At 71.2% G+C, this 19,992-nt stretch carries 14 protein-coding genes; 6 read left to right on the forward strand and 8 right to left on the reverse strand.

Annotation, left to right across the window (positions count from 1 at the left end; translation table 11 throughout):
* Window positions 1-442 precede the first annotated feature (442 nt).
* Entirely contained in the window at window positions 443-2,614 is a 2,172-nt protein-coding gene (locus ABD481_RS00565) for a ricin-type beta-trefoil lectin domain protein (protein ID WP_344663446.1), read from the forward strand.
* A 129-nt stretch (window positions 2,615-2,743) separates the two neighbouring features.
* On the opposite strand, the gene ABD481_RS00570 is transcribed toward ABD481_RS00565, so the two are convergent.
* Window positions 2,744-3,226, reverse strand: a complete 483-nt coding sequence (locus tag ABD481_RS00570; RefSeq protein ID WP_344663447.1) for a DoxX family protein — start codon at window positions 3,224-3,226, stop codon at window positions 2,744-2,746.
* A 220-nt stretch (window positions 3,227-3,446) separates the two neighbouring features.
* Here ABD481_RS00570 and ABD481_RS00575 point away from each other — a divergent pair, with 220 nt between their 5' ends.
* The gene (locus ABD481_RS00575) at window positions 3,447-6,506 is read left to right on the forward strand and encodes a CHAT domain-containing protein (protein WP_344663448.1); all 3,060 of its coding nucleotides are present in this window, start codon (window positions 3,447-3,449) and stop codon (window positions 6,504-6,506) included.
* A 76-nt stretch (window positions 6,507-6,582) separates the two neighbouring features.
* Here ABD481_RS00575 and ABD481_RS00580 read toward each other — a convergent pair whose 3' ends face one another.
* Together ABD481_RS00580 and ABD481_RS00585 are read right to left on the reverse strand one after the other, a co-directional pair.
* Window positions 6,583-7,965: an MFS transporter gene (locus ABD481_RS00580; protein ID WP_344663449.1), complete on the reverse strand. Its 1,383-nt coding sequence runs from the start codon at window positions 7,963-7,965 to the stop codon at window positions 6,583-6,585.
* Entirely contained in the window at window positions 7,962-9,029 is a 1,068-nt protein-coding gene (locus tag ABD481_RS00585) for an LLM class flavin-dependent oxidoreductase (RefSeq protein ID WP_344663450.1), read from the reverse strand. Before ABD481_RS00585 ends, ABD481_RS00580 begins: the two co-directional genes overlap by 4 nt.
* Window positions 9,030-9,290: 261 nt before the next feature.
* Here ABD481_RS00585 and ABD481_RS00590 point away from each other — a divergent pair, with 261 nt between their 5' ends.
* On the forward strand, window positions 9,291-11,456 hold the full coding sequence (locus ABD481_RS00590; RefSeq protein ID WP_344663451.1) for an LLM class flavin-dependent oxidoreductase: 2,166 nt from the start codon (window positions 9,291-9,293) through the stop codon (window positions 11,454-11,456).
* Window positions 11,453-12,889: an NtaA/DmoA family FMN-dependent monooxygenase gene (locus ABD481_RS00595; RefSeq protein ID WP_344663452.1), complete on the forward strand. Its 1,437-nt coding sequence runs from the start codon at window positions 11,453-11,455 to the stop codon at window positions 12,887-12,889. Before ABD481_RS00590 ends, ABD481_RS00595 begins: the two co-directional genes overlap by 4 nt.
* Window positions 12,890-12,928: 39 nt before the next feature.
* Here the strand turns inward: ABD481_RS00595 and ABD481_RS00600 are convergent, their stop codons facing one another.
* Both ABD481_RS00600 and ABD481_RS00605 read right to left on the reverse strand, forming a co-directional pair.
* Window positions 12,929-13,720 carry an ABC transporter permease gene (locus ABD481_RS00600; RefSeq protein WP_344663453.1) on the reverse strand — a complete coding sequence of 264 codons (792 nt, stop codon included), beginning with the start codon at window positions 13,718-13,720 and terminating at the stop codon, window positions 12,929-12,931.
* Window positions 13,717-14,640 carry an ATP-binding cassette domain-containing protein gene (locus ABD481_RS00605; protein WP_344663454.1) on the reverse strand — a complete coding sequence of 308 codons (924 nt, stop codon included), beginning with the start codon at window positions 14,638-14,640 and terminating at the stop codon, window positions 13,717-13,719. The genes ABD481_RS00600 and ABD481_RS00605 overlap by 4 nt, the downstream gene beginning before the upstream one ends.
* Window positions 14,641-14,816: 176 nt before the next feature.
* Between ABD481_RS00605 and ABD481_RS00610 the strand changes: the two genes are divergently transcribed.
* Together ABD481_RS00610 and ABD481_RS00615 are read left to right on the forward strand one after the other, a co-directional pair.
* Window positions 14,817-15,992: a sensor histidine kinase gene (locus tag ABD481_RS00610; protein ID WP_344663455.1), complete on the forward strand. Its 1,176-nt coding sequence runs from the start codon at window positions 14,817-14,819 to the stop codon at window positions 15,990-15,992.
* Window positions 15,989-16,720: a response regulator gene (locus ABD481_RS00615; RefSeq protein ID WP_344663456.1), complete on the forward strand. Its 732-nt coding sequence runs from the start codon at window positions 15,989-15,991 to the stop codon at window positions 16,718-16,720. The genes ABD481_RS00610 and ABD481_RS00615 overlap by 4 nt, the downstream gene beginning before the upstream one ends.
* Before the next feature lie 94 nt (window positions 16,721-16,814).
* Here ABD481_RS00615 and ABD481_RS00620 read toward each other — a convergent pair whose 3' ends face one another.
* Genes ABD481_RS00620 through ABD481_RS00630 form a run of 3 tightly spaced genes read right to left on the reverse strand, consistent with a single transcriptional unit; the run spans window position 16,815 to window position 19,989 of the window.
* The gene (locus ABD481_RS00620; RefSeq protein WP_344663457.1) at window positions 16,815-18,017 is read right to left on the reverse strand and encodes an LLM class flavin-dependent oxidoreductase; all 1,203 of its coding nucleotides are present in this window, start codon (window positions 18,015-18,017) and stop codon (window positions 16,815-16,817) included.
* Entirely contained in the window at window positions 18,014-18,823 is an 810-nt protein-coding gene (locus ABD481_RS00625; protein WP_344663458.1) for an alpha/beta hydrolase, read from the reverse strand. Before ABD481_RS00625 ends, ABD481_RS00620 begins: the two co-directional genes overlap by 4 nt.
* Entirely contained in the window at window positions 18,820-19,989 is a 1,170-nt protein-coding gene (locus ABD481_RS00630; RefSeq protein WP_344663459.1) for an LLM class flavin-dependent oxidoreductase, read from the reverse strand. Before ABD481_RS00630 ends, ABD481_RS00625 begins: the two co-directional genes overlap by 4 nt.
* Window positions 19,990-19,992: the final 3 nt, after the last annotated feature.

Consider the following 19,992-nt stretch of genomic DNA (forward strand, 5'->3'; position numbering starts at 1 on the left):
CGACCGCACCAAACAGCCGAGGAGAGAACCGGACGGTGAGGGCCGTCCGTCCGAGCAATGACGCCAAGGACGCTTTCGATGGCGTTCACCACGCATCGGAAACGTTTCCGACATTGTGCGGCTGTGTTTAAACGGCGTCAAGACCCCTGAGGCCTGACACTCGTAAGTCGTGCCGACGCAAGGCCTTGCGCTCGCCTCTTCTCGCAGGCTATGACGGAATATGGCATCCCAAACCACACCTCGGAGGCGGGCGCATGTCGCGTCACCTTGCGGTCGGTTGCGTTGTTTCCTGTTCGTTTTACTTGACGAGCCATCGAGCCCGGTGTTCACTGGGCAGCGGACGCGGCAGCCATCAGGACGCTGATGCTTACGGGGTGCGGACGCGGTCCCCGCCCGCGGTCGGGCGATTTCCCGCACTTCCGGTATCAGAGTTGGAGCACCCATGAATCCCTTCAGGCGGCGTTCGCGCCGCGTTCCTCCCCTGCCGGAGCGCAGGGTGCTGTCCCGTCTGCTCAGCGCGCTCTCGTTGGTGGCCTCGGTCATGGTCGGGATCGGGGCCGGCGGGGCCCCGGCGCGGGCCCAGGCGAACGGCGCCGCCCTGACTCCTCAGGCCGGGTGGAGCAGTTGGAGCTCGGTCCGGTACAACCCGACCGAGGCCGACATCGAGGCGCAGGCCGCCGCGATGTCCTCGACCGGGCTGGTCGCTCATGGGTTCACCTACATCAACATCGACGACTTCTACTACCTGAATCCGGGGACGACCGTCGACGCGTACGGCCGATGGGTGATCGACTCGTCGCGCTTCCCGAACGGCATGTCCGCGGTCGCGAGCTACGTTCACAATCACGGCGAGAAGTTCGGGATGTACGTGACGCCAGGCATCCCGGTGGCGGCCTACAACCAGAACACCCCCATCCAGGGGACCTCGTTCCACGCGCGGGACATCGTCTCCAACACGACCAGCTACGAGCCGAACTTCAACTTCCACGACGGCGCGATGTACTACATCGACTACGCCAAGAACCCGGCCGCCGCGCAGGCGTTCCTCAACTCCTGGGCCGGTCAGCTCGCTTCCTGGGGCGTGGACTACCTCAAGATCGACGGGGTCGGCGGCAGCGGCGGGGACACCGCGGACGTCGAGCACTGGTCGCAGGCGCTGAACCAGACCGGCCGGACCATCCACCTGGAGCTGTCCAACTCCCTGGACGTCAAGAACGGCCCGATCTGGCGGCAGTACGCGAACGGATGGCGCGTCGACGACGACGTCGAGTGCTACTGCAGCACCCTGACGAACTGGTCCAAGGTCGCGGTCCGGTTCACCGACCTGCCCGCGTGGGCGCAGTACGACGCCCCCGGCGGCTGGGCCGATCCGGACTCGCTCGAAGTCGGCAACGGGGCGTCGGTCGGTCTGACCGACGACGAGCGCCGGACGCAGACGTCGTTGTGGGCGATCACCTCCTCGCCGCTGATCCTGGGCACGGACCTGACCCGGATGACGTCCGCCGACCTGGCCTTGCTGACGAACGACGAGGTGCTCGGGGTGGATCGGACGGGCCGGCCGGCGCACCCGGTCGTGTCGGGCGCGCCGGAGCAGACCTGGTGGGCGTCCAACGGCGACGGGAGCTACACCGTCGGCCTGTTCAATCTCAGCGGTTCGGCCGCCACCGTGAGCGCGAACTTCGCCGACCTGGGCTTCAACGGCGGCGCGACGGTCCGGGATCTGTGGAGCCACAGCAACCTCGGGACCTTCACCGGCTCGTTCAGCGCGTCAGTACCCAGCCATGGGTCCCGGCTGCTGCGTGTCGTTCCGGTGGCCGGTGCCGCGACGATCGGTGCGCCGCTGGTCAGCAAGCTGTCGGGGCGGTGCGCCTACGCGCCCCAGGGCACCACCTACAACGGCGTGCAGTTGCAGATCCAGGACTGCGACGGCGGCCCGTACCAGAGCGTGACCTACAACGGTTCGGCGAAGACGCTGGGCCTGGAGGGCAAGTGCTTCGACGCGTTCGGCGCCGGGACCACGGCCGGGACGCCCGTCTCCATCTATGACTGCAACGGCCAGGCGAATCAGCAGTGGACCATGAAGACCGACGGCACGATCGTCGGCGTCCAATCGGGTCTGTGCCTCGATGTCACGGGCACCACCAACCCGAACGGTTCGGGGTTGGAACTGTGGACCTGCAACGGCGGCGCCAACCAGCAGTGGAGCGGCGCCGGCGGTTCGGTGTCCGGTCCGATCCTCGCCGGTGTCTCGGCCTCGCCGTCGCTGTGCGTGGATGACAACGCGGCCAGTACCGCCAATGGCTCCTCGATCCAGATCTACGGCTGCAACGGCAGCACCGCGCAGCAGTGGACCGTGCCGGGCAACAACACTCTGCAGGTGCTCGGGAAGTGCATGGACGTCACCGGCGCCGGCACGGCTGACGGCACCAAGGTGGAGCTCTGGGACTGTAACGGCACCGGCGCCCAGGTCTGGCAGCCGCAGTCGAACGGCACGCTTCTGAACCCGAACTCCGGCAAGTGCTTGGACGATCCGGCGTTCAGCACGGCCAACGGCACTCAGCTGGATATTTGGGACTGCAATGGCGGCTCGAACCAGATTTGGTCGCTTCCCTAGAGGAGAGCCGCTCCTCCCCGCGGGTGCGTTGGCGGGGAGGGCAACGCCGGTGGAGATCTTCCCGGCGTACGAGCCGGCGCCGGGCGCGAGAGGTCGATCCTCTCGCGCCCGGTGCTGATGGGCGTCTGCTCAGGCGGCGAGGTTCAGGACTCGGCCGGTCCAGCCGTCGGAACCGAAGCGGTTGTGCAGCACGGCGTCGGCGCTGACTCGGCCCGCGCCGGTGAGTGCGACGCTGAGCGCCATGCAGGCCAGCACCATGTTGATCTCCCAGCCGCCGGTGGCCTTCTCCGAGAAGAAGCCGTTGTCGGCGTTGTACAGGACGACCGCCATCACCATGTCGATGGCGAGTACCGCCGCGGCCGCACGGCTGAGCAGCCCCAGCCCCACGGCGAGTCCGCCGCCGAACTCCGCGACGCCGCCGACCACGGCCCAGAAAGTCCCCGGGTGTGCTCCCACGAAGGCGAAGAACTTCGCGGTTCCGGAGATACCGCCGCCGCCGAACATTCCAAAGAGTTTCTGCGAACCGTGTGCCACGAAGACGATCGCGAGGCCGAGCCGCAGCGCGAGGACCGCGCCGTCGGCTAAGCGGGGAGAAGCGTTCGGGTTTGTCATGAGGGGCCCTTTCAGCTGTTCAGCGAACTGTCGGCTGCGCTTACGGCGCCAACAGTGCCGGGCCGGAAGTCGGGCGTCTTGTCGCTGAGTACACAGGAATTGGCGGTCAGCGCCGATACCGGGAATCGGCGGTTTTGATGCGACTCAATGACAAAAGCAAGTCATCGTGCGCTGCGATACTCTCTCGGAACAGTTCCGCCGGGGAGAGGGATCGCAGAATATGGATGCTCGTGACGCCGCATTTTTCGCACTCCGGCGTCGCCTGGAGCGACTCGGAGACGCCGAGGACGTGGCCGGGGTGCTGACCGGCGCGGCCGCGGAGGAGGCCGCGGCCCTGGCCCGGGCCACGGATCCCGAGCAGGATCTGGAGGCCTCGCTGGCGCTCGGCTTGTTCCACTGGTCACGTTTCCAGGCGCTTCCCGAGGACGCCAAAGAGGCGGAATTCGATGCCGCAGTGCGCTTTCTGCTTCCGGTGTACCGGCTCGCGCCCAGTGCGGTCCCCGCGCCGTTGCGCGATTTCTTCGCCCATTCCACGGCAAAGACCGAAGAAGCCGAGCGCGTCGACCTGATGGTCGGGCGCGCCACGGCTTTGTCCAGGGCTTACCAGAACAGCGGTCGACTGCCGCAGTTGGTTGAAGCCGTCGGCCTCTTCCGCGATGCCCTGCCCATGATCCCGGAGGACCATCCGGCTCACCTTGCGTGTCTCAGCAACCTCACCGTCACGCTGCTGGCCCTGTTCGAGCGGACCGGTGACATCGCGCTGGTGGCCGAGACCACGGACACCGCCCGCCGAGCTGTCCGGGCCACGCCCGAAGGCCATCCCGGCCTCGCCGGAAACCTGAACAGCCTCAGCCTCGCGTTGCGGGCGTCGTCCGTGCGGACCGGCAGCACGGCGCTGCTGGCCGAGGCGGTGGAAGTCGGGCGGCGGTCCGTCCAGGCGTCGCCGGAAGGTCATCCCGACCATGCCAGACACCTGAGCAACCTCAACGCGACCTTGCAGCCGCTGTTCGAGCGGACCGGCGACACCGCGCTGCTGGCCGAGGGTGCGGACGCGGCTCGCCGAGCCGTCCAGGCCACGCCCGAGGACCACCCCGACCGCCCCGGGCTCCTGAACAACCTCAGCGCGACGTTGCAGACGTTGTTCGGGCGGACCGGGGACGGCGCGCTGCTGGCCGAGGCGGTGGAGGCCGGCCGCCAAGCCGTCGAGGCCACCGCCCAGGACAGCTCCGACCGCGCCAGACATCTGAACAACTTCGGCGCCGCGTTGCAGGCGCTGTTCGGACGGACCGGCAACACGGGGCCGTTGGCCATGGCGGTGGACGTCCAACGGCAGGCCATCGAGGCCACCCCGGACGACCACCCCGAACGCGCCGGTCATCTGAACAACCTCGGTGCCGCGTTGCAGACGCTGTTCGGGCGGACCGGCGACACTGCGCAGCTGGCCGAGGCGGTGGACGTCGGGCGGCAAGCCGTCCAGGCCACCCCGCAGGACCATCCCGACCGCGCGCCCCGGCTGTGCAACCTGGGCAATGCGTTGCGGACGCTGTTCGAGCGGACCGGTGATCCCCAGGCTTCGGCCGAGGCGGTACAGGTCTATCGGACGGCCTCGCGGATCACCGCCGCCACTGTGCTGGTGCGGCTTGAAGCCCACCGTGAACTCGCCGCCCTCTTGACCGACGTCGGCGAGCGGTTGGCTGCGGCGGAGTCGGCCGTGGCCCTGCTGCCGCAGGTCAATCTCCGTACCCTGGCTCGCGACGACCGGGAGCACCGGATCGGCCGGATCGGTTCCCTCGCGGAGGTGGCCGCGGCGGCCGCGCTGGCCGCCGGGGATCCGCAGCGCGCGGTGGAGCTGTTGGAAGCCACGCGGGGAATGCTGGTCGCCGACGTCATCGACGCCCGCGGCAACGATGTGGCCCGGCTGCGCGAGCATGCTCCCGCGCTGGCCCGGGAGTTCGAGGACCTGCGAGACCGCCGGGAGGCGCTGGACCGCTCCTCGGGCCGGACAAGCAGTGCCGCGGGGGCTGCCGCTGGCCGGCCGGACCGGACGCGCGGTGAAGACTTGGCCCAGGCCCGGCAGCGGGCCCAGAGCGAATGGGACAGCCTGGTCGGCCGGATTCGTACGGTCGACGGCTTCGCAGGATTCCTGGCCGCGCCGGACATCACGGAGCTCACCGCCCAGGCCGCTGATGGTCCGATCGTGTTCCTCACCACCGCGTCCGCCCGCTCCGACGCGCTCGTCGTCACCGGCGACGCCGCGAACCCGGTGCGGGTCGTCAACCTCGACCGGCTCACTCGGCAGGACGCCAGCGACCGCGCCGAACAACTCCTCCAAGCCCGTCGCATCGCGACCTCCCTGGATCAGAGCTCTGCGGCGCGCAAAGCAGCCCAGCAGGACATCCTCGACGTGCTGGCCTGGTTGTGGGACGTCGTCGCGGACCCGGTCCTGACCGCGCTGGGCCGCACCGGCCTTCCCCCGCAGGACGCCGACTGGACGCGGCTGTGGTGGTGTCCGGTCGGCGTCACCGGCTACCTGCCGGTGCACGCCGCAGGCCATCATCGCGACCTCGGCGACGCCGACGCGGCGGTCAAGGCGGCTCCGCGCACAGTGTTGGACCGAGTCGTCTCCTCCTACACCCTGACTGTGAGAGCCCTGGCATATGCCCGCTCGCACCGGCCGGCCGTCACCGAAGCGACCCTGATCGTCGCGGTGCCCGACGCGCCCGGCACCACGCCCCTGACCGGGGTGGAGGCCGAGTCCGAGGCCGTCGCCGCCCTGATTCCCGCGGCTTCGCGACCCGGCCATCCCGTCCGCGCCGAGGTCCTCGCGGCGCTCCCCACCCACCCGGTGGCGCATTTCTCCTGCCACGGCCTGGCCGACTGGACCGACCCGGCCGCTTCCCGGCTGATCCTGCACGACCACGAGACCGACCCGCTGACCGTCGCCGACATCAGCGCCCTGCGTCTGACCGGTTCGCTGGCCTATCTGTCCGCCTGCGACACGTCCTCCACCAACCCGCGCCTGGCCGACGAGGCCGTCCACCTGACCGGCGCCTTCCATCTGGCCGGTTACCGGAACGCGATCGGCACGCTGTGGCCGGTCGACGACGGCAGTGCTACCCAGATCGCCACCGACTTCTACACCCGCCTCACCAGCGACGGCAGCACACCGCCCGACACCGCCGGCTCGGCGCGAGCCTTGCACCACGCCGTCCGCGCGCTCCGTGGCGACTACCCCGCCACGCCCACGTTCTGGGCCGCGCATACTCACACCGGGATCTGAGGGCGCTGCTTATTCGGTCGCGGACGCGATGACGGCGTTGTCACCGACTGCGAGGCCTGATCGGCCGGACCCCTGATCAGGCCTCGCATTCACTGTTGGGCGCCGGTACGACCGTCCGGCACTTGTGCGGAGAGGCGATCGTCACGGGCGGGAGCGCTTGCGGTCTCGGCGCGGTCGCCGGACTCCGCTCGGCCAGGCGGTGTGCCAGCCAGAGGGCGATCAGTCCCGCGAAGGCGATGGAGGCCGCCGCGCCGATTCCCATTCCCCAGCGCACGCCGCCGTGCTGGCTGATCCAGCCGATCACCGGGCCGCCGATCGGGGTTCCTCCCATCGCGACCACTGTGTAGACCGACATCACCCGCCCTCGTACGGCTTCGTCGACCTCTGTCTGCACGTATGCGCTGACCGCGGTGTTGAGCACCATCAATCCGTACCCGGCCGGCACGAGCAGCGCCAGGAACACCAGGTAGTTCGGCGCCAGCGCGGCGGCGGTCTCGGCGACGCCGAACAGCACCGCGCCGACCACGACCTTGCCGACCCGCGGGGCGGCCCGCTGCGACGACGCCGCGAGCGTTCCGGCGATCGTGCCGATCGCGAGCGCGGTGGACATGAAGCCGAGTCCGTCGGAGCCGACCCGGTAGACCTGTCCGGCGAACAGCGTCAGCGTGATCGGGAAGTTCACCCCGAACGTCATGACCAGCCCGAAGATCGCCAGGACCGCCAGGAGCCGCGGTCGGGCGGCGACGTAGCGCAGTCCGGCGGTGCCGGCGCCCTTCCACGGGGTCCGGGCCCGGGGCGTCGCCGCCGGCCCGGGCCGGATGACCGCCAGGCCGGCGATCACGACGGCGAAGGACGCGGTGTTGATCGCGAACACCCAGCCGGTGCCGACGGCCGCGATCAGCATCCCGGCGATGGCCGGGCCGACCAGGCGCGCCACGTTGAGGGACAGGATGTTGAGCCCGGCCGCGTTCGGTATCAGGGCGCTGCCGACCAGCTCGGTGACGAACGACAGCCGGGCCGGGTTCTCCACGGTGAAGACGCAGCCCAGTCCGAAGGACAGGAAGTAGATCAGCCACAGCGGCGCGTGGCCGCTGAATACGGCGATGCTGAGGATCACCCCCTGCACCGCGTAGAGCGTCTGCGCGGTCAGCAGGAGGACGCGCCGGTTGTAACGGTCGGAGAGCACTCCGCCCCACAGCCCGAACAGGAGCACCGGGGCGAACTGGAGCCCGGTGGTCCAGCCGACCGCGGTCCCGCTGTGGGTGCGCGTCAGCACGAACCAGTCCAGGCCGATCAGCTGCATCGCCGTGCCGATGTTGGAGATCAGGCCGGTCAACAGGTAGATGCGGTAGTCGCGGACGGCCAGCGCCGCGAACGGGTTGCGGGTGGAGGAAGCCGGCGCGGCGGACGTGCCGCCGTCGAGCGGCTGGGGAGTGGTCGGGGCGGGTGCGTGCGTCATGCCGACGCCGCGGGCTGCTCCGCCGTCCGGACCTGCGCGTCGGTGGCGGCGGTCCAGCCCAGCTCCGGGCCGATCAGGGCCACGGTGTCGTGCAGGATCTGCTCGTAGTCGTCGCCGTGGAACTCGTAGGGCAGTTCCAGCCGCAGCTCGGAGGTCTGGGCCAGGACGGCGTCGGCCGCCAGCTGTTCGAGGATCTGCTCGGCGGTCCCGACCAGGTCCGGGGCGAACAGGACCCGGCGTTCGCCTTGCGGTTTGAGGGTGCGTTCATGGCGGCTCGCTGCGTATTCGCGGTACTTCTGCCGGGTCGCGCGGTCGGCGCCGTCCAGCGGGACGATCACCCGGCCCAGCGCGACGCGGGCCGGCCGCGCCGGGTCGACGAGGCGCCGGTAGTCGGCGAGCAGGGCCAGCTGCGCGGTGGTGAAGTCGTCGGAATCCTCGCCGAAGACGATGTTGCCGGTCAGCAGGTTCAGCCCGTTCTCCGCGGCCCAGCGCACCGACCGGCCGCTGCCGCCGCCGTACCAGATCCGGTCGGGCAGCCCGGGGCTGTGCGGCTGGAGACGGGGCCGCTGGGTGTTGCCCGGGGACTGGATGACCGTGTCCTGGTCTCCCAGGAAGTCGCCGCGCAGGTTCGCCAGCAGCCGGGCTATGCGTCCGTAGGACAGGTCGTAGGTCCGCCAGTCGCCGTCGAAGACAAGGTGGCCGATCAGGTCCGCGTGCGGCGGCGTACCGGCGCTGAGCCCGACCTGCAACCGCCCCCGGGACAGCACGTCGGCCATCGACAGGTCCTCGCCCAGGCGGAACGGGCTCTCGTAGCCGATCGGGATGACCGCGGTGCCGAGTTCGACGCGGCGGGTGCGCTGGCTCGCCGCCGCCAGGAACACGGCCGCGGAGCCGACACCGTGCTCCAGGTGCCGCTGTCGGATCCAGGCCCCGTCGAAGCCCAGCCGTTCGCCGAGCTCGAACAGGGCCAGGGTCTGTTCGAGCCCGGTGTACGGATCGTCGTCCGGGAAGTTGCCCGGGGTCAGGAAGGACAGAGTGCTGATCTTCGGAGATGTGGTGCTCATCGGGGTCTTCCTCGGCCGAGCTCGCGGGCGCTTACGAATGCCTACTGGGCAAGTGTGGTTTGTGGAGAGCTTCATCATGTCGGGGCGGGCGCCCGGACTGCCACTGGCGTCTCACACTCTGGAGGACGCAGGTCCATGCCGTGATCGGGGTCGTGCGGGCGCCGTTCTCTCGTGCTCTACTATCTCCATAAGGTTTATATGAATTACTGCTCCACCTGGTGAGCGCCGGCCCGGCCGGGCGCCGCGAGAGGATCGAAGGCGTTGACACCGACCCCGGCCACGGCCTTGAGACGACAGAGCCGGGCCCGAAAGGCGCCCAGGCCCCCGCGGCCGGCTCCCGAGCCGTACCGCTTCCCCTGGTGGCGCTGGCCCGGGCCGCCGACCTTCGACGACGTCTGCGACGCCCTGGCGTTCCAGTACTTCCTCCTGGACGAACTGCTCCGGTCGGTCCGCTCCGCCGGCTGGCGGGCGCCGACCCGCCTGGCCGGGTGGCGGGTCGCCGATCTGCTGGGGCACGCCATCACCAACGCCGAGCACGTGTTCCGGATGGCGCACACCCCGCCGTCCGGGGACGGCTCCCCGATCCAGGACGCGCTGGACTGGTATCAGGGCTCGGGCTTGTTCTCCTCGCTCATCGCCGAGCAGGCCCGCTCGGTCGCGAGCTCCGGGTCGCGGGCCCGGGCCCGGCTCCCGGAGCTGGCCGGGCTGCACGAGGTGGCGGCCTCGACGGCCGCGGCGATCCTGCGGTCCGGGGACCCGGGCCTGGTCCTGGGCGGCGCCGCCAGCGACATCACGCTGGCCGACTACACCGTGACCCGCCTGGTGGAAGCCGTCGTGCACGGCCTGGACCTGGCGGACGCGCTCGACCGCCCGGGCCGGGCGTACGGACCGGCGGTGCGCCTCGTCAGCGGCTACTTCGCCGCGCTCGGCGAACGGCGCGGCGGCGGCGCCATCCCCAGGGCGGCCCAGATCACCCTGGCCGCGGACGGCGCGCTGGTCGCGCTCCACCCCAGACAACCGGCGTCGGTGGTCCCGGCGATCAGCTGGATCGAGGCCGCGACCGGCCGGCGGACTCCCTGCTGCCGGACACCCACCAGTGGCTCGCCGACCTGCTGCCGCTGGTCGCGTGAGCCGCGCCGCGCCGGAAAAGAACCACGACTGGAGGCATGCTTCGTGACGCACCATCCGCCTGGAACCGCTGAACACGCTGGAACCGGAAGCCCTCGCGGCGGCGGGTTCCATCTCGCACTGGAAGTGGACGGCGACGGCGCCCACCCCGCCGCGTGGCGCCACTCCGGCCGCCCGCCGGGCGCGGTGCTGACCCCGGCCGCGGTCCGGAAGGTGGTGGCCGAGGCCGAGCGGGCCGGTTTCGCCCTGGTCACCTTCGACGACGGGCCGCTGCCGCCGAACGTCGGCCGCCCCGATCGCGAGGCCGGCAGCCAGACCGACCGCGAAGCCGACCGCCAGACCGACCGCCAGACTGACCGCGAGCCCGGCAGCGGTGCGGGCCCGGACGCCGCCGGACGTATCGAGGCCGGGACCCGCGCCGCCTACGTCTCGGTCGTCACCGACCGCGTCGGGCTGGCGCCGACCCTCCACGTCACCACAACAGAGCCCTTCCACCTGGCGACCCAGCTCGCCAGCCTGGACCACACGTCGAAGGGGCGCGCGGCCTGGGTCGTCGGCGCCGCGAACAGCGAGGACGCCCTCGCCACTGTCGGCGGACTGCCGCGGACCGCGGACGCGCTGCGGCGCGAGACCGCGGACGTCGTCGCCGTCGCCCGCGCGTTGTGGGACTCCTGGCAGGACGACGCCGTGATCAAGGACGTCGCCACCGGCCGTTATCTGGACGTCGACCGGGTCCACCCGATCGACTTCCAGGGCGGCGACTTCACGGTCAAGGGTCCGCTGATCACCCCGCGCCCGCCGCAGGGCCAGGTCGTCGTGCTCGCCGCCGATGCCTTGGAGCTGGACGCCGAGGTCGACGTCGTCCTGGTCGGGCACCCCGATCCGTTCGGCATCGCCGCCCGGGCGAAGGCGGCTCGGGACGCGGGAGCCCCGCTGGTCTTCGCAGAGATCGAGGTCGTGCTCGATGCCGACGTTCCCGCCGAGGATCGGCTCGCCGCGCTGGAGGCCGCGAGCCACTGGCCCGAGACCGGCCGGCTGCGCCACGTCGGCCCGGCCGCCGAGCTGACCGAGCTGCTGATCGGCCTGGCCGAGGTCGTGGACGGGGTCAGGCTGCATCCCGCCGTGCTCGCCGTCGATCTGCCGGTGCTCACCGCCGAGGTCCTGCCCGCACTCGCGGCGGCCAGGCTGCACCGCGCGCCCGAGCCCGACCGCACCCTGCGCGACACGCTCGGGCTGGCCCGCCCCGCCAACCGGTTCGCCGCCGCGGCGACCACGGACGCCGTCAGGACAGCGATATGACCGACACGAACGCGAACACGGACTTGAACACGCACGTGAACACGAGCACTGATGTGACCGCGTCCACCGGCGCGCCGTACGACCCGCACGCGCAGGTCCATCTGGGAGTGTTCTTCACCGGCGTCGGGCCCCAGCTGATCTGGAGCGACCCGTCGGCCGCGCCGCACACCGAGATCGAGACCTTCGTCCAGGTCGCCCAGTTGCTGGAACGCGGCCTGTTCGACGCGTTCTTCCTCGGCGAGGGCCTGCGGGTGCGGGAGAACCGCGGGCGGGTCTACGACCTCGACGTGGCCGGTCGCCCCGACGCCATCACCCAGCTCTCGGCGCTGGCCGCGGTGACCGAGAAGATCGGTCTGGTCGCGACCCAGAACACCACCTACAACTACCCCGCGGACCTGGCGCGTCGGCTGGCCAGCCTCGACCTGCTGTCCGAGGGGCGGGCCGGGTGGAACGTGGTGACCACGGACAACGCCTGGACCGGTGAGAACTTCCGGCACGGCGGCTGGCTGGAACACGAGCGCCGCTACGAGCGGGCCGGCCAGTTCGTCGAAGCGGCCAAGGCGCTGTGGGCCTCCTGGGCCCCGGACGCCGTCGCCGACGGACCGGACGCGGCCACAACTGGAACCTGGGCCCGCGCGGGCGCGATCGACACGGTCGAGTGGGACACGGAACTGGTACGGCTGCGGGCCACCGCGACCGTTCCGGCCAGCCGCCAGGGCCGCCCCGTCCTGTTCCAGGCCGGCGACTCCGACGGCGGCCGCGAACTGGCGGCCCGCCACGCCGACGTCGTGTTCTCCGCCAACATCGCCTACGAGAAGGCCGTGGCCTACGCCGCCGACCTGCGCGCCCGCCTGGCCCGTCACGGCCGCACCGCCGACTCCCTGCGCATCCTGCCCGGCGCGGCCGTCGTCCTCGGCAGCACCGAGGCCGAGGCCCAGGACAAGGCCCGCTGGGTGCGCGACGAGCAGGTGTCCGGCCCTCGCGCCATCGCCTTCCTCGAACAGTATTGGGGCACCGACCTGTCCGCCTACGACCCGGACGGCCCGCTGCCCGACATCGAGCCCACCGACAGCGAGCTGGATCCCTCCCGCGGCACCATCTCCATCGAGCACCGCACCGGGAAGGCAGAGCGGATTCGCAAATGGCGTGAGCTGGCCGAGGAACGCGACCTGTCGATCCGCGAGCTCGTCCTGGAAGTCCAGCCCAGCCAACGCACCTTCGTCGGCACTCCGTCGACGGTCGCGGACGAATGGGTCCACTACGTCCGCACCCGGGCCGTCGACGGCTTCAACATCACGCCGCACCTCATCCCGTCTTCGTTGGCTGACATCGTCGACACCCTGGTGCCGGAACTCCAGGACCGTGGCGCCTACCGCACGGAATACCAAGGCAGCACCCTGCGTGAGCACCTCGATCTGCCGAAGGAAGGGTGATCCGCCTCCCATCGTGTCGCTCTGTGTCGGCTACTGGGGTCAGGCATCCCGCCGTTCGATCAACAGCGCGGCTCCGGCGAAGGCCACCACCAAGTGGACGGCGCAGACGGCCACCGCCTGCCCCGCCGACGGCCGCGCCGCGTCCGGAGGCAGCGTGATCGTCGTGCTCAGCGATTCGAACGCGGTCTGGAGCGTCCAGCCGCCGAGCGTGTCGCTGAGCGCGCCGAACACCATCGGCGCGATGAAGAACAGGCCGAACAGAAGCGCGACGCCGCCGGCCGAGCGGCGGACGACGACGCCCACCGCGAGTCCGACCAGAGCGAAGACGGCGAGGAAGGTGCCGGCGCCCACCACCGCGCGCAGGACGTGGGGGTCGCCGAGACCGACGTCGAGATGCCGGGCGGACAGCGAGTTCTGGCCGAGGAAGAACGTGGCGAAGGCGACTCCCAGGCCGACGGCGAGCGAGAGTCCGCCGGTGACGAGACTCTTGGCGATCAGCACCTGGCGGCGGCGCGGGGTGGCGGCGAAAGTGGTCCGGATCAGGCCGGTGCCGTATTCGGAGGAGGCGGAGAGGACGCCGAGGGTTCCCACAGCCAGGACCGCGACGTAGAAGCCGCCGCTGAAGCCGTAGCGGACCGGGTCGAAGGAGCGCTGCTGCGCGGGGGTCCAGCTCGCGTAGTTGTTCGCGGCGCTGGTGTCGTCCAACGTTCCCACCAGGACGGCGGCCAGGACGGCGACCAGCACGGTGAACGCGGTGGAGCGGACGGTGCGCAGTTTGATCCATTCGGACGCGACAGCGCCGCGCGTGGTCGGGGCGGTCAGGATGCTCATGACTGATGGGTCCTTTCGATCGAACCGGCTCGGTAGTCCACGGCGTCGCCGGTGATCGCCATGAACGCCTCTTCCAGCGACGCGCTGCGAACAGTGAGTTCGTGAACGCCGATCCTGGCAGCTGCGGCGAGGTCGCCGACGATGTGCGGCTCCAAGCCGGTCACGGCCAGCGCGCCGTCGGCCTCGACCGCGACCTGCGCGCCGTGACTCATCAGCAGGCTGCGAAGCTCCTGCGGGCGGGATGCGCGCACCAGGATGTCCGTGCGCGAGGTATTCTTCAGGAAGGCGGCGGTCGGGGTGTCGGCGATGAGCCGCCCTTTGCCGATGATCACGAGGTGGTCCGCGGTGAGCGCCATCTCGCTCATCAAATGCGAGGAGACCAGAACGGTTCGGCCCTCGGCCGCCAGCTCGCGCATCAAGGTCCTGATCCAGTGGATGCCCTCGGGGTCCAGACCGTTGACCGGCTCGTCGAGCATCAGGATCCCCGGGTCTCCCAGCAGCGCGGCGGCGACGCCGAGCCGCTGCTTCATGCCCAGCGAGAAGGCGCCGACCCGCCCCCGGGTCGAGCCCAGGCCGGTCAGCCCCAGCACCTCGTCGATCCGGCTTGGCGGGATCCGGTTCGCGGCGGCGATCGCGGCCAGGTGCGCCCGGGCGCTGCGTCCCGGGTGGACGGCGCCAGCGTCCAGCAGCGCGCCGACCTGCCGCAGCGGCCGCCGCAGATCCCGGTACCGTTCGCCGACCACCAAGGCGGTGCCGCTGGTGGGTGCGTCCAGGCCGAGGATCATCCGCATCGTCGTGGACTTGCCGGCCCCGTTGGGCCCCAGGAACCCGGTGACGCGTCCGGGCCGGACGGTGAACGACAAGCCGTCGACGACGGCCCTCGGGCCGTGCCGTTTGGTGAGGTCATGGATCTCGATCATTCGCGCTCCGCGGACGAGGGACGGCCAGAAGGTCGCCACCACCATCGCCCGCGCACCGCCACCGTTTCGTCTGGCCACGGTGCGAAGAATCCCGTCGCCCAGCCACACGGCTATGACCACGGGCATAGGCCTCTCGTCGGATGTGGTGGCCCACGCGGCGTCATTACGCTGGGCGAATGGCCAACCGATCACGTCTGCCACGGCAGCTCTGGACCGTCGTGGACGCCATGGCGGCGATCGTGGTCGGTGCGGCTGCCTGGAACCAGGTCCAGACCTTCTCCTCGGCCTTCTTCGACCCGCACCATCGCGGCTATCCCAAGCCGACCCACGCCCAAGTGGCGCTGGTCCTGACCGGCGTGGTGGTGGTCGGGCTGGCCATGGCACTGCGCCGCCGCGGCCCCTTCACCGCCGCTGCGATGGTCCTGGCGGTGTGGACGGCCGCGGTGGTCTTCGCCGGCGGCCTGATGATGACCAACGGCCTCGGCGCGCAGATCATCGTGGCCGGCGGCATGGTCGTCTACCTGGTGGCCGCGACGCGTCCGCTGCCGGTCGGCCTCGCGATGCTCGCCGCCGCGCTCGGTGCCACCCAGCTGACCTGGTTCGGCTCCTACGAGCTCTGGCACAACTGGTTGCTGGCCGCGCTGGTCCAGATCACCGCTTGGGCGCTCGGATATGCCGTCGGCCGCTACCGCGCCTACGGTGTGGCGGTGCGCGAACAACACGCCGAGGCGGTGCGCGCCGAGCTCACTGATGAGCGCATCCGTCTGGCGCGCGAGCTGCACGACGTCATCGCGCACTCCATGAGCGTGGTCAACGTCCAGGCCGGGTTCGGTCACTTCGTCATCGACAAAGACCCCGCGCAGGCCAAGACCGCCCTGGCCACCATCCAGGCCACCAGCCGCGAGGCGCTGAAGGAGATGCGCGGTCTGTTGGGCGTGTTGCGCGACGGCAGTTCGCCGGACACCTCCGCTCTGCTGCCGGCCCCGACGCTGGCCGACCTGGACCGCCTGGTCGCCAGTTGCGCCGACGCCGGGGTGCGGGTCCACGTCACGGTCCGGGGCGAGCGCCGGGAGCTGTCGCCCGGGATCGAGGTCTCGGCGTTCCGGATCGTGCAGGAGGCGCTGACGAACGTGGTGAAGCACGCGCACATCGACGCGGCCCGGGCGATCGTGGAATACCGGCCTGACACTCTGGTCCTGGAAGTGACGGACTCGGGCCGCGGCGGCCCGGTGGCGGAGGGCGGACACGGACTGGCCGGCATGGAGGAGCGGGTGGGGCTCTACGGCGGGACGCTGGAGGCCGGGCCCCTGCCTGCCCGCGGCTTCCGGGTCCGCGCGGTGCTGCCCGCATGACCGTCCGGGTGCTGGTGGTCGACGACCAGACGTTGGTGCGCGCCGGGTTCCGGGGGATCGTCGAGGCCGCGGACGGGTTCACGGTCGTCGGGGAGGCGGGCACGGGTGCCGCCGCTGTGGAACTCGCCCGGAGGGAGAGCCCTGACGTGGTGCTGATGGACGTCCGGATGCCCGGCATGGACGGCCTGGAGGCGACACGGCTCATCACCGGCCCGTCCGAACCATCCGGCCTCGCCACTACCGTCGGCACATCGAAGGTGCTAATCCTGACCACGTACGACCTCGACGACTACATCTACGCCGCCCTGCGAGCCGGTGCCAGCGGCTTCCTGCTCAAAGACACGCCGCCGGAGGAACTGCTGTCCGCGATCCGGATCATCGCCGACGGAGAAGCGTTGCTGGCCCCGAGCGTGACCCGGCGCCTGATCCGGGAGTTCGCGGCCCGGCCCGAACCCGCCGGCACGAAGTCAGGAAAGCTGGAGAAGCCGGAGAAGCTGGACAAGCCGGAGAAGTCGGCGGCACCAGAACTCCTCGCCGGAATCACCGAGCGAGAGCGCGAGGTGCTGGCGCTGATCGCCCAAGGACTGACCAACACCGAGATCGCCGAGCAGCTCCATATCGGCACCGGGACGGCCAAGACCCACGTCGGACACCTGCTGACCAAACTGGCCGCCCGGGACCGGGTCCACTTGGTGATCTTGGCCTATCGGGCCGGGTTGGCGGCTTGAGCGAGTCTTTCGGGGATCTCCATTCGGGGACCTCCAAGGCGAGACGAATGCGGCTGTCCCGGTGCGGACCAGGACAGCCGCGTCGCGAGGCGCGTCAGCCCTCTGTCACATCCGGCGCGGCGAGCAGTCCCCGGCGGCGCAACAGCGGCAGCACCCCCTCCCCCACCTGATATGCCTCTTCCAGATGCGGCTGACCGGACAGGATGAAGTGCTCCACTCCGAGCCGGTGGTACTCCTCGATCCGGTCGGCCACCTGCTCGTGGCTGCCGACCAGGGCGGTGCCGGCGTGCCGGCGCAGCAGGCCGAATCCGGCCCAGAGGTTGGGATAGACCTCCAGCCGGTCGGTGCGGCCGCCGTGCAGGGCGGCCATGCGCTGCTGGCCCACGGAGACCGAGTCGCGGAACTTGCGCTGGCTGACCGCGATCGCTTCCTGGTCCATGCCGGCCAGCAGCCGGTCGGCCTCGCTCCAGGCCTCGGCCGCGGTGTCCCTGGCGATGACGTGGAACCGCACCCCGAACCGCACCCGGCGGCCGGCGCGCGCCGCCCGCTCCCGGACCCGGTCGAGCTGCTCGGCCAGCAGCGGCGGTGGTTCGCCCCAGGCCAGGTGGACGTCGGCGTGGTGGGCGGAGACCTCGGCCGCGGCGGCGGAGGCGCCGCCGAGGAAGAGTTCCGGGCGCGGCCGGGGCGCCCGGCCGACGGTGGCGCCGGCGACGCGGTAGTGCTCGCCTTCCAGGTCGTAGGGTGTTCCGGACCAGGCGCCCCGCAGGATGCTGAGGAACTCGCCGGTGCGGGCGTAGCGCCGGTCGTGCTCCAGCCAGTCGCCGAAGCGCCGCTGTTCCTGGTCGTCGCCGCCGGTGACCACGTTGAGCATCAGGCGGCCGCCGGACACGCGCTGCCAGGTCGCGGCCATCTGGGCGGCGAGGGTCGGCGAGACCGAGTCCGGCCGGAACGCGACGATGAACTTCAGCCGCTTCGTGATCTGGGTGAGGGCCGCGGTGGTGATCCAGGCGTCCTCGCACCAGGTGCCGGTGGGGGTGAGCACGGCTTCGAACCCGGCGCGTTCGGCCGCGCGCGCGACGTCGGCGAGGTAGTCGGGCTCGGGCGGGCGTCCGACCGTGCGGGGATCGTCGGTCGCGGTGCCGGAGTGCACCCAGCCGATGACCTCGCGACCGTCGCCGGAGGTGGGCAGGAACCAGTGGGCCCGGATCGGCCCGGGCCCGCTCGGTTCGTCCGGACCGCTTGACCCGCTCGGGCCAAGCGGTCCGCCCGGCCCACTCCCGGCGTCGGGATCCGTCATCGGGCCAGTGCGAAGGTCTGCTGGGTCTCCACGCTGATGAGCGGAGTCAGCTCGGGTCCGCCGCGCAGCCGTTCGAGCCACTGCACCACTTCGGCGGCGACAGTGCGGTGCACGATGTCGTTCAGCACGTCGTGCCGGCCGTCCGTCGTCACCGCCAGCTCGCCTCGCGGGAGCCGGGCCGCGACGCCGCGGGCGTGGTCGACGGGGGCGACGGTGTCGGCTCCGCCATGCAGAAGCAGCGTCGGGGTGTCCACGCCTTCGACGCCGGTCCCCTGAAGGACCGCGGCGAGGTGGGGCGGAACGGGATCGGACAGGCTGCCCCTGGCGAACTCGGCGTCGGCGGTGAGGCGGGCCTGGTGGGTGGGGCAGCTCGTGCGCGCGGCCAGTTCGTGGTCCCAGCCCGCCTCCTCCGGGTCTGCGGTGTCGGCGCCGAGGCCGGTGCCGGTGCCGGATTCGGCGCCGGCCTCGGTGTCCGGAAGCCCGACGAGCAGGAGCCCGTCCACCCTGACCGCGTCGGCGGACACCAGCGCGAGTGCCTGAAGCGCACCGGTGTCCGACCCCGCGAGGACCACCGGACCGCTCGCCTGCGCGGCGATTCGGTCGATCCGGTGGGACAGGGTGCTGAGATCCGTATCGGCCGAGATGTCGAGTGCGTGCACCGTGTACGCGTCATGGGACAACCGCTTGCCGAAGCGTTCGTAGACGCCGCCGTGCTCGCCCCGTCCCGGAAGCAGGATCACCGTCCCGCGCACCGCGGGTCCGTCGGACGCCGGCTGCCAGACGTGCGTCGACTCCGTGCTGGTCACAGGTCCGCTCCGGTGGTGGCGCCGACGAGGGCCTCCGGCTTGGCGCCGGCGCCGATTCCGGCGTCGGCGTCGATGTCGCGCCGGGCCACTTCCTCGCGCACCAGCGGGATGAGGTGCCGGCCGTAGTCGATCGCGTCGTCGAGCGGGTCGTAGCCCCGGATCAGGATGGTCGTCACCCCGATGTCGATGTAGTCGAGCAGCGCCTGCGCGACCGTCTCCGGCGTGCCGACCAGCGCGGTGGAGTTGCCGCCCGCGCCGGTCGCCTTGGCCGGCGCCGTCCACAGCGCGCGGTCGTGCCGGTCGGCCTTCGCGGCCGCCGCCAGCAAGCGCTGCGATCCGACGTTCTCCGGCTGGACGTCCGGGCCGCCCCAGGCCCGGCGCTTCTTGGACCAGAACGCGGTTCTTCCCCCGCCGCTGGTGATGGTCTCCAGGATGCGCTCGGCGCGCTCCCAGGCCAGTTCCTCGGTGGCGCCGAGGATCGGGCGGAAGGACACGGAGATACCGGGGACGTCGGTCCGGCCGGCCGCGGCCGCCGCGGCGCGCACCGAGGCGATCTGCTCGGCGGTCTCGGCCAGCGGCTCGCCCCACAGCGCGAAGGTGTCCGCGTGCCGGCCCCCGACCCGGTACGCGGCCTCCGACGAGCCGCCGAAGAACAGCGGGATCCGGGTCGCCGGCTTGACCTCGGCGTAGTGGTCCTCGAACCGGTAGAAGCGGCCCTCGTGGCTGAACGGCTCCTCGGACTCCCAGGTCCGCCGCAGGATGCCGAGATACTCGTCGGTGCGCTCGTACCGCTCGTCGTGGGTGAGGTAGTCGCCGTCGCGGCGCTGCTCGGCGTCGTTGCCGCCGGTGATGGTGTGCACGGCGACGCGGCCGCCGGCGAACTGGTCCAGGGTGGCGAACTGCCGGGCGGCCAGGGTCGGCGCGACGAACCCGGGGCGGTGCGCGATCAGCAGCCCGAGGCGCTCGGTGTGGGCGGCGGCGTAGGCCGCGACCTGGGTGCCGTCCGGGAAGCCGGAGCCGTAGCCGATCAGGATCCGGTCGAAGCCGGCGTCCTCGTGGGCCCGGGCGAACCGGCGGGTGAACCCGGGGTCGACGACCGGTCCGTCGGTGCGCAGGGTCTCCGAGGCGTGCTTGGTGGCGATCATGCCGATGAACTCGACGGGCATCAG

The sequence above is a fragment of the Catenulispora yoronensis genome (assembly GCF_039531695.1).
Classification (GTDB): Bacteria; Actinomycetota; Actinomycetes; order Streptomycetales; family Catenulisporaceae; genus Catenulispora; species Catenulispora yoronensis.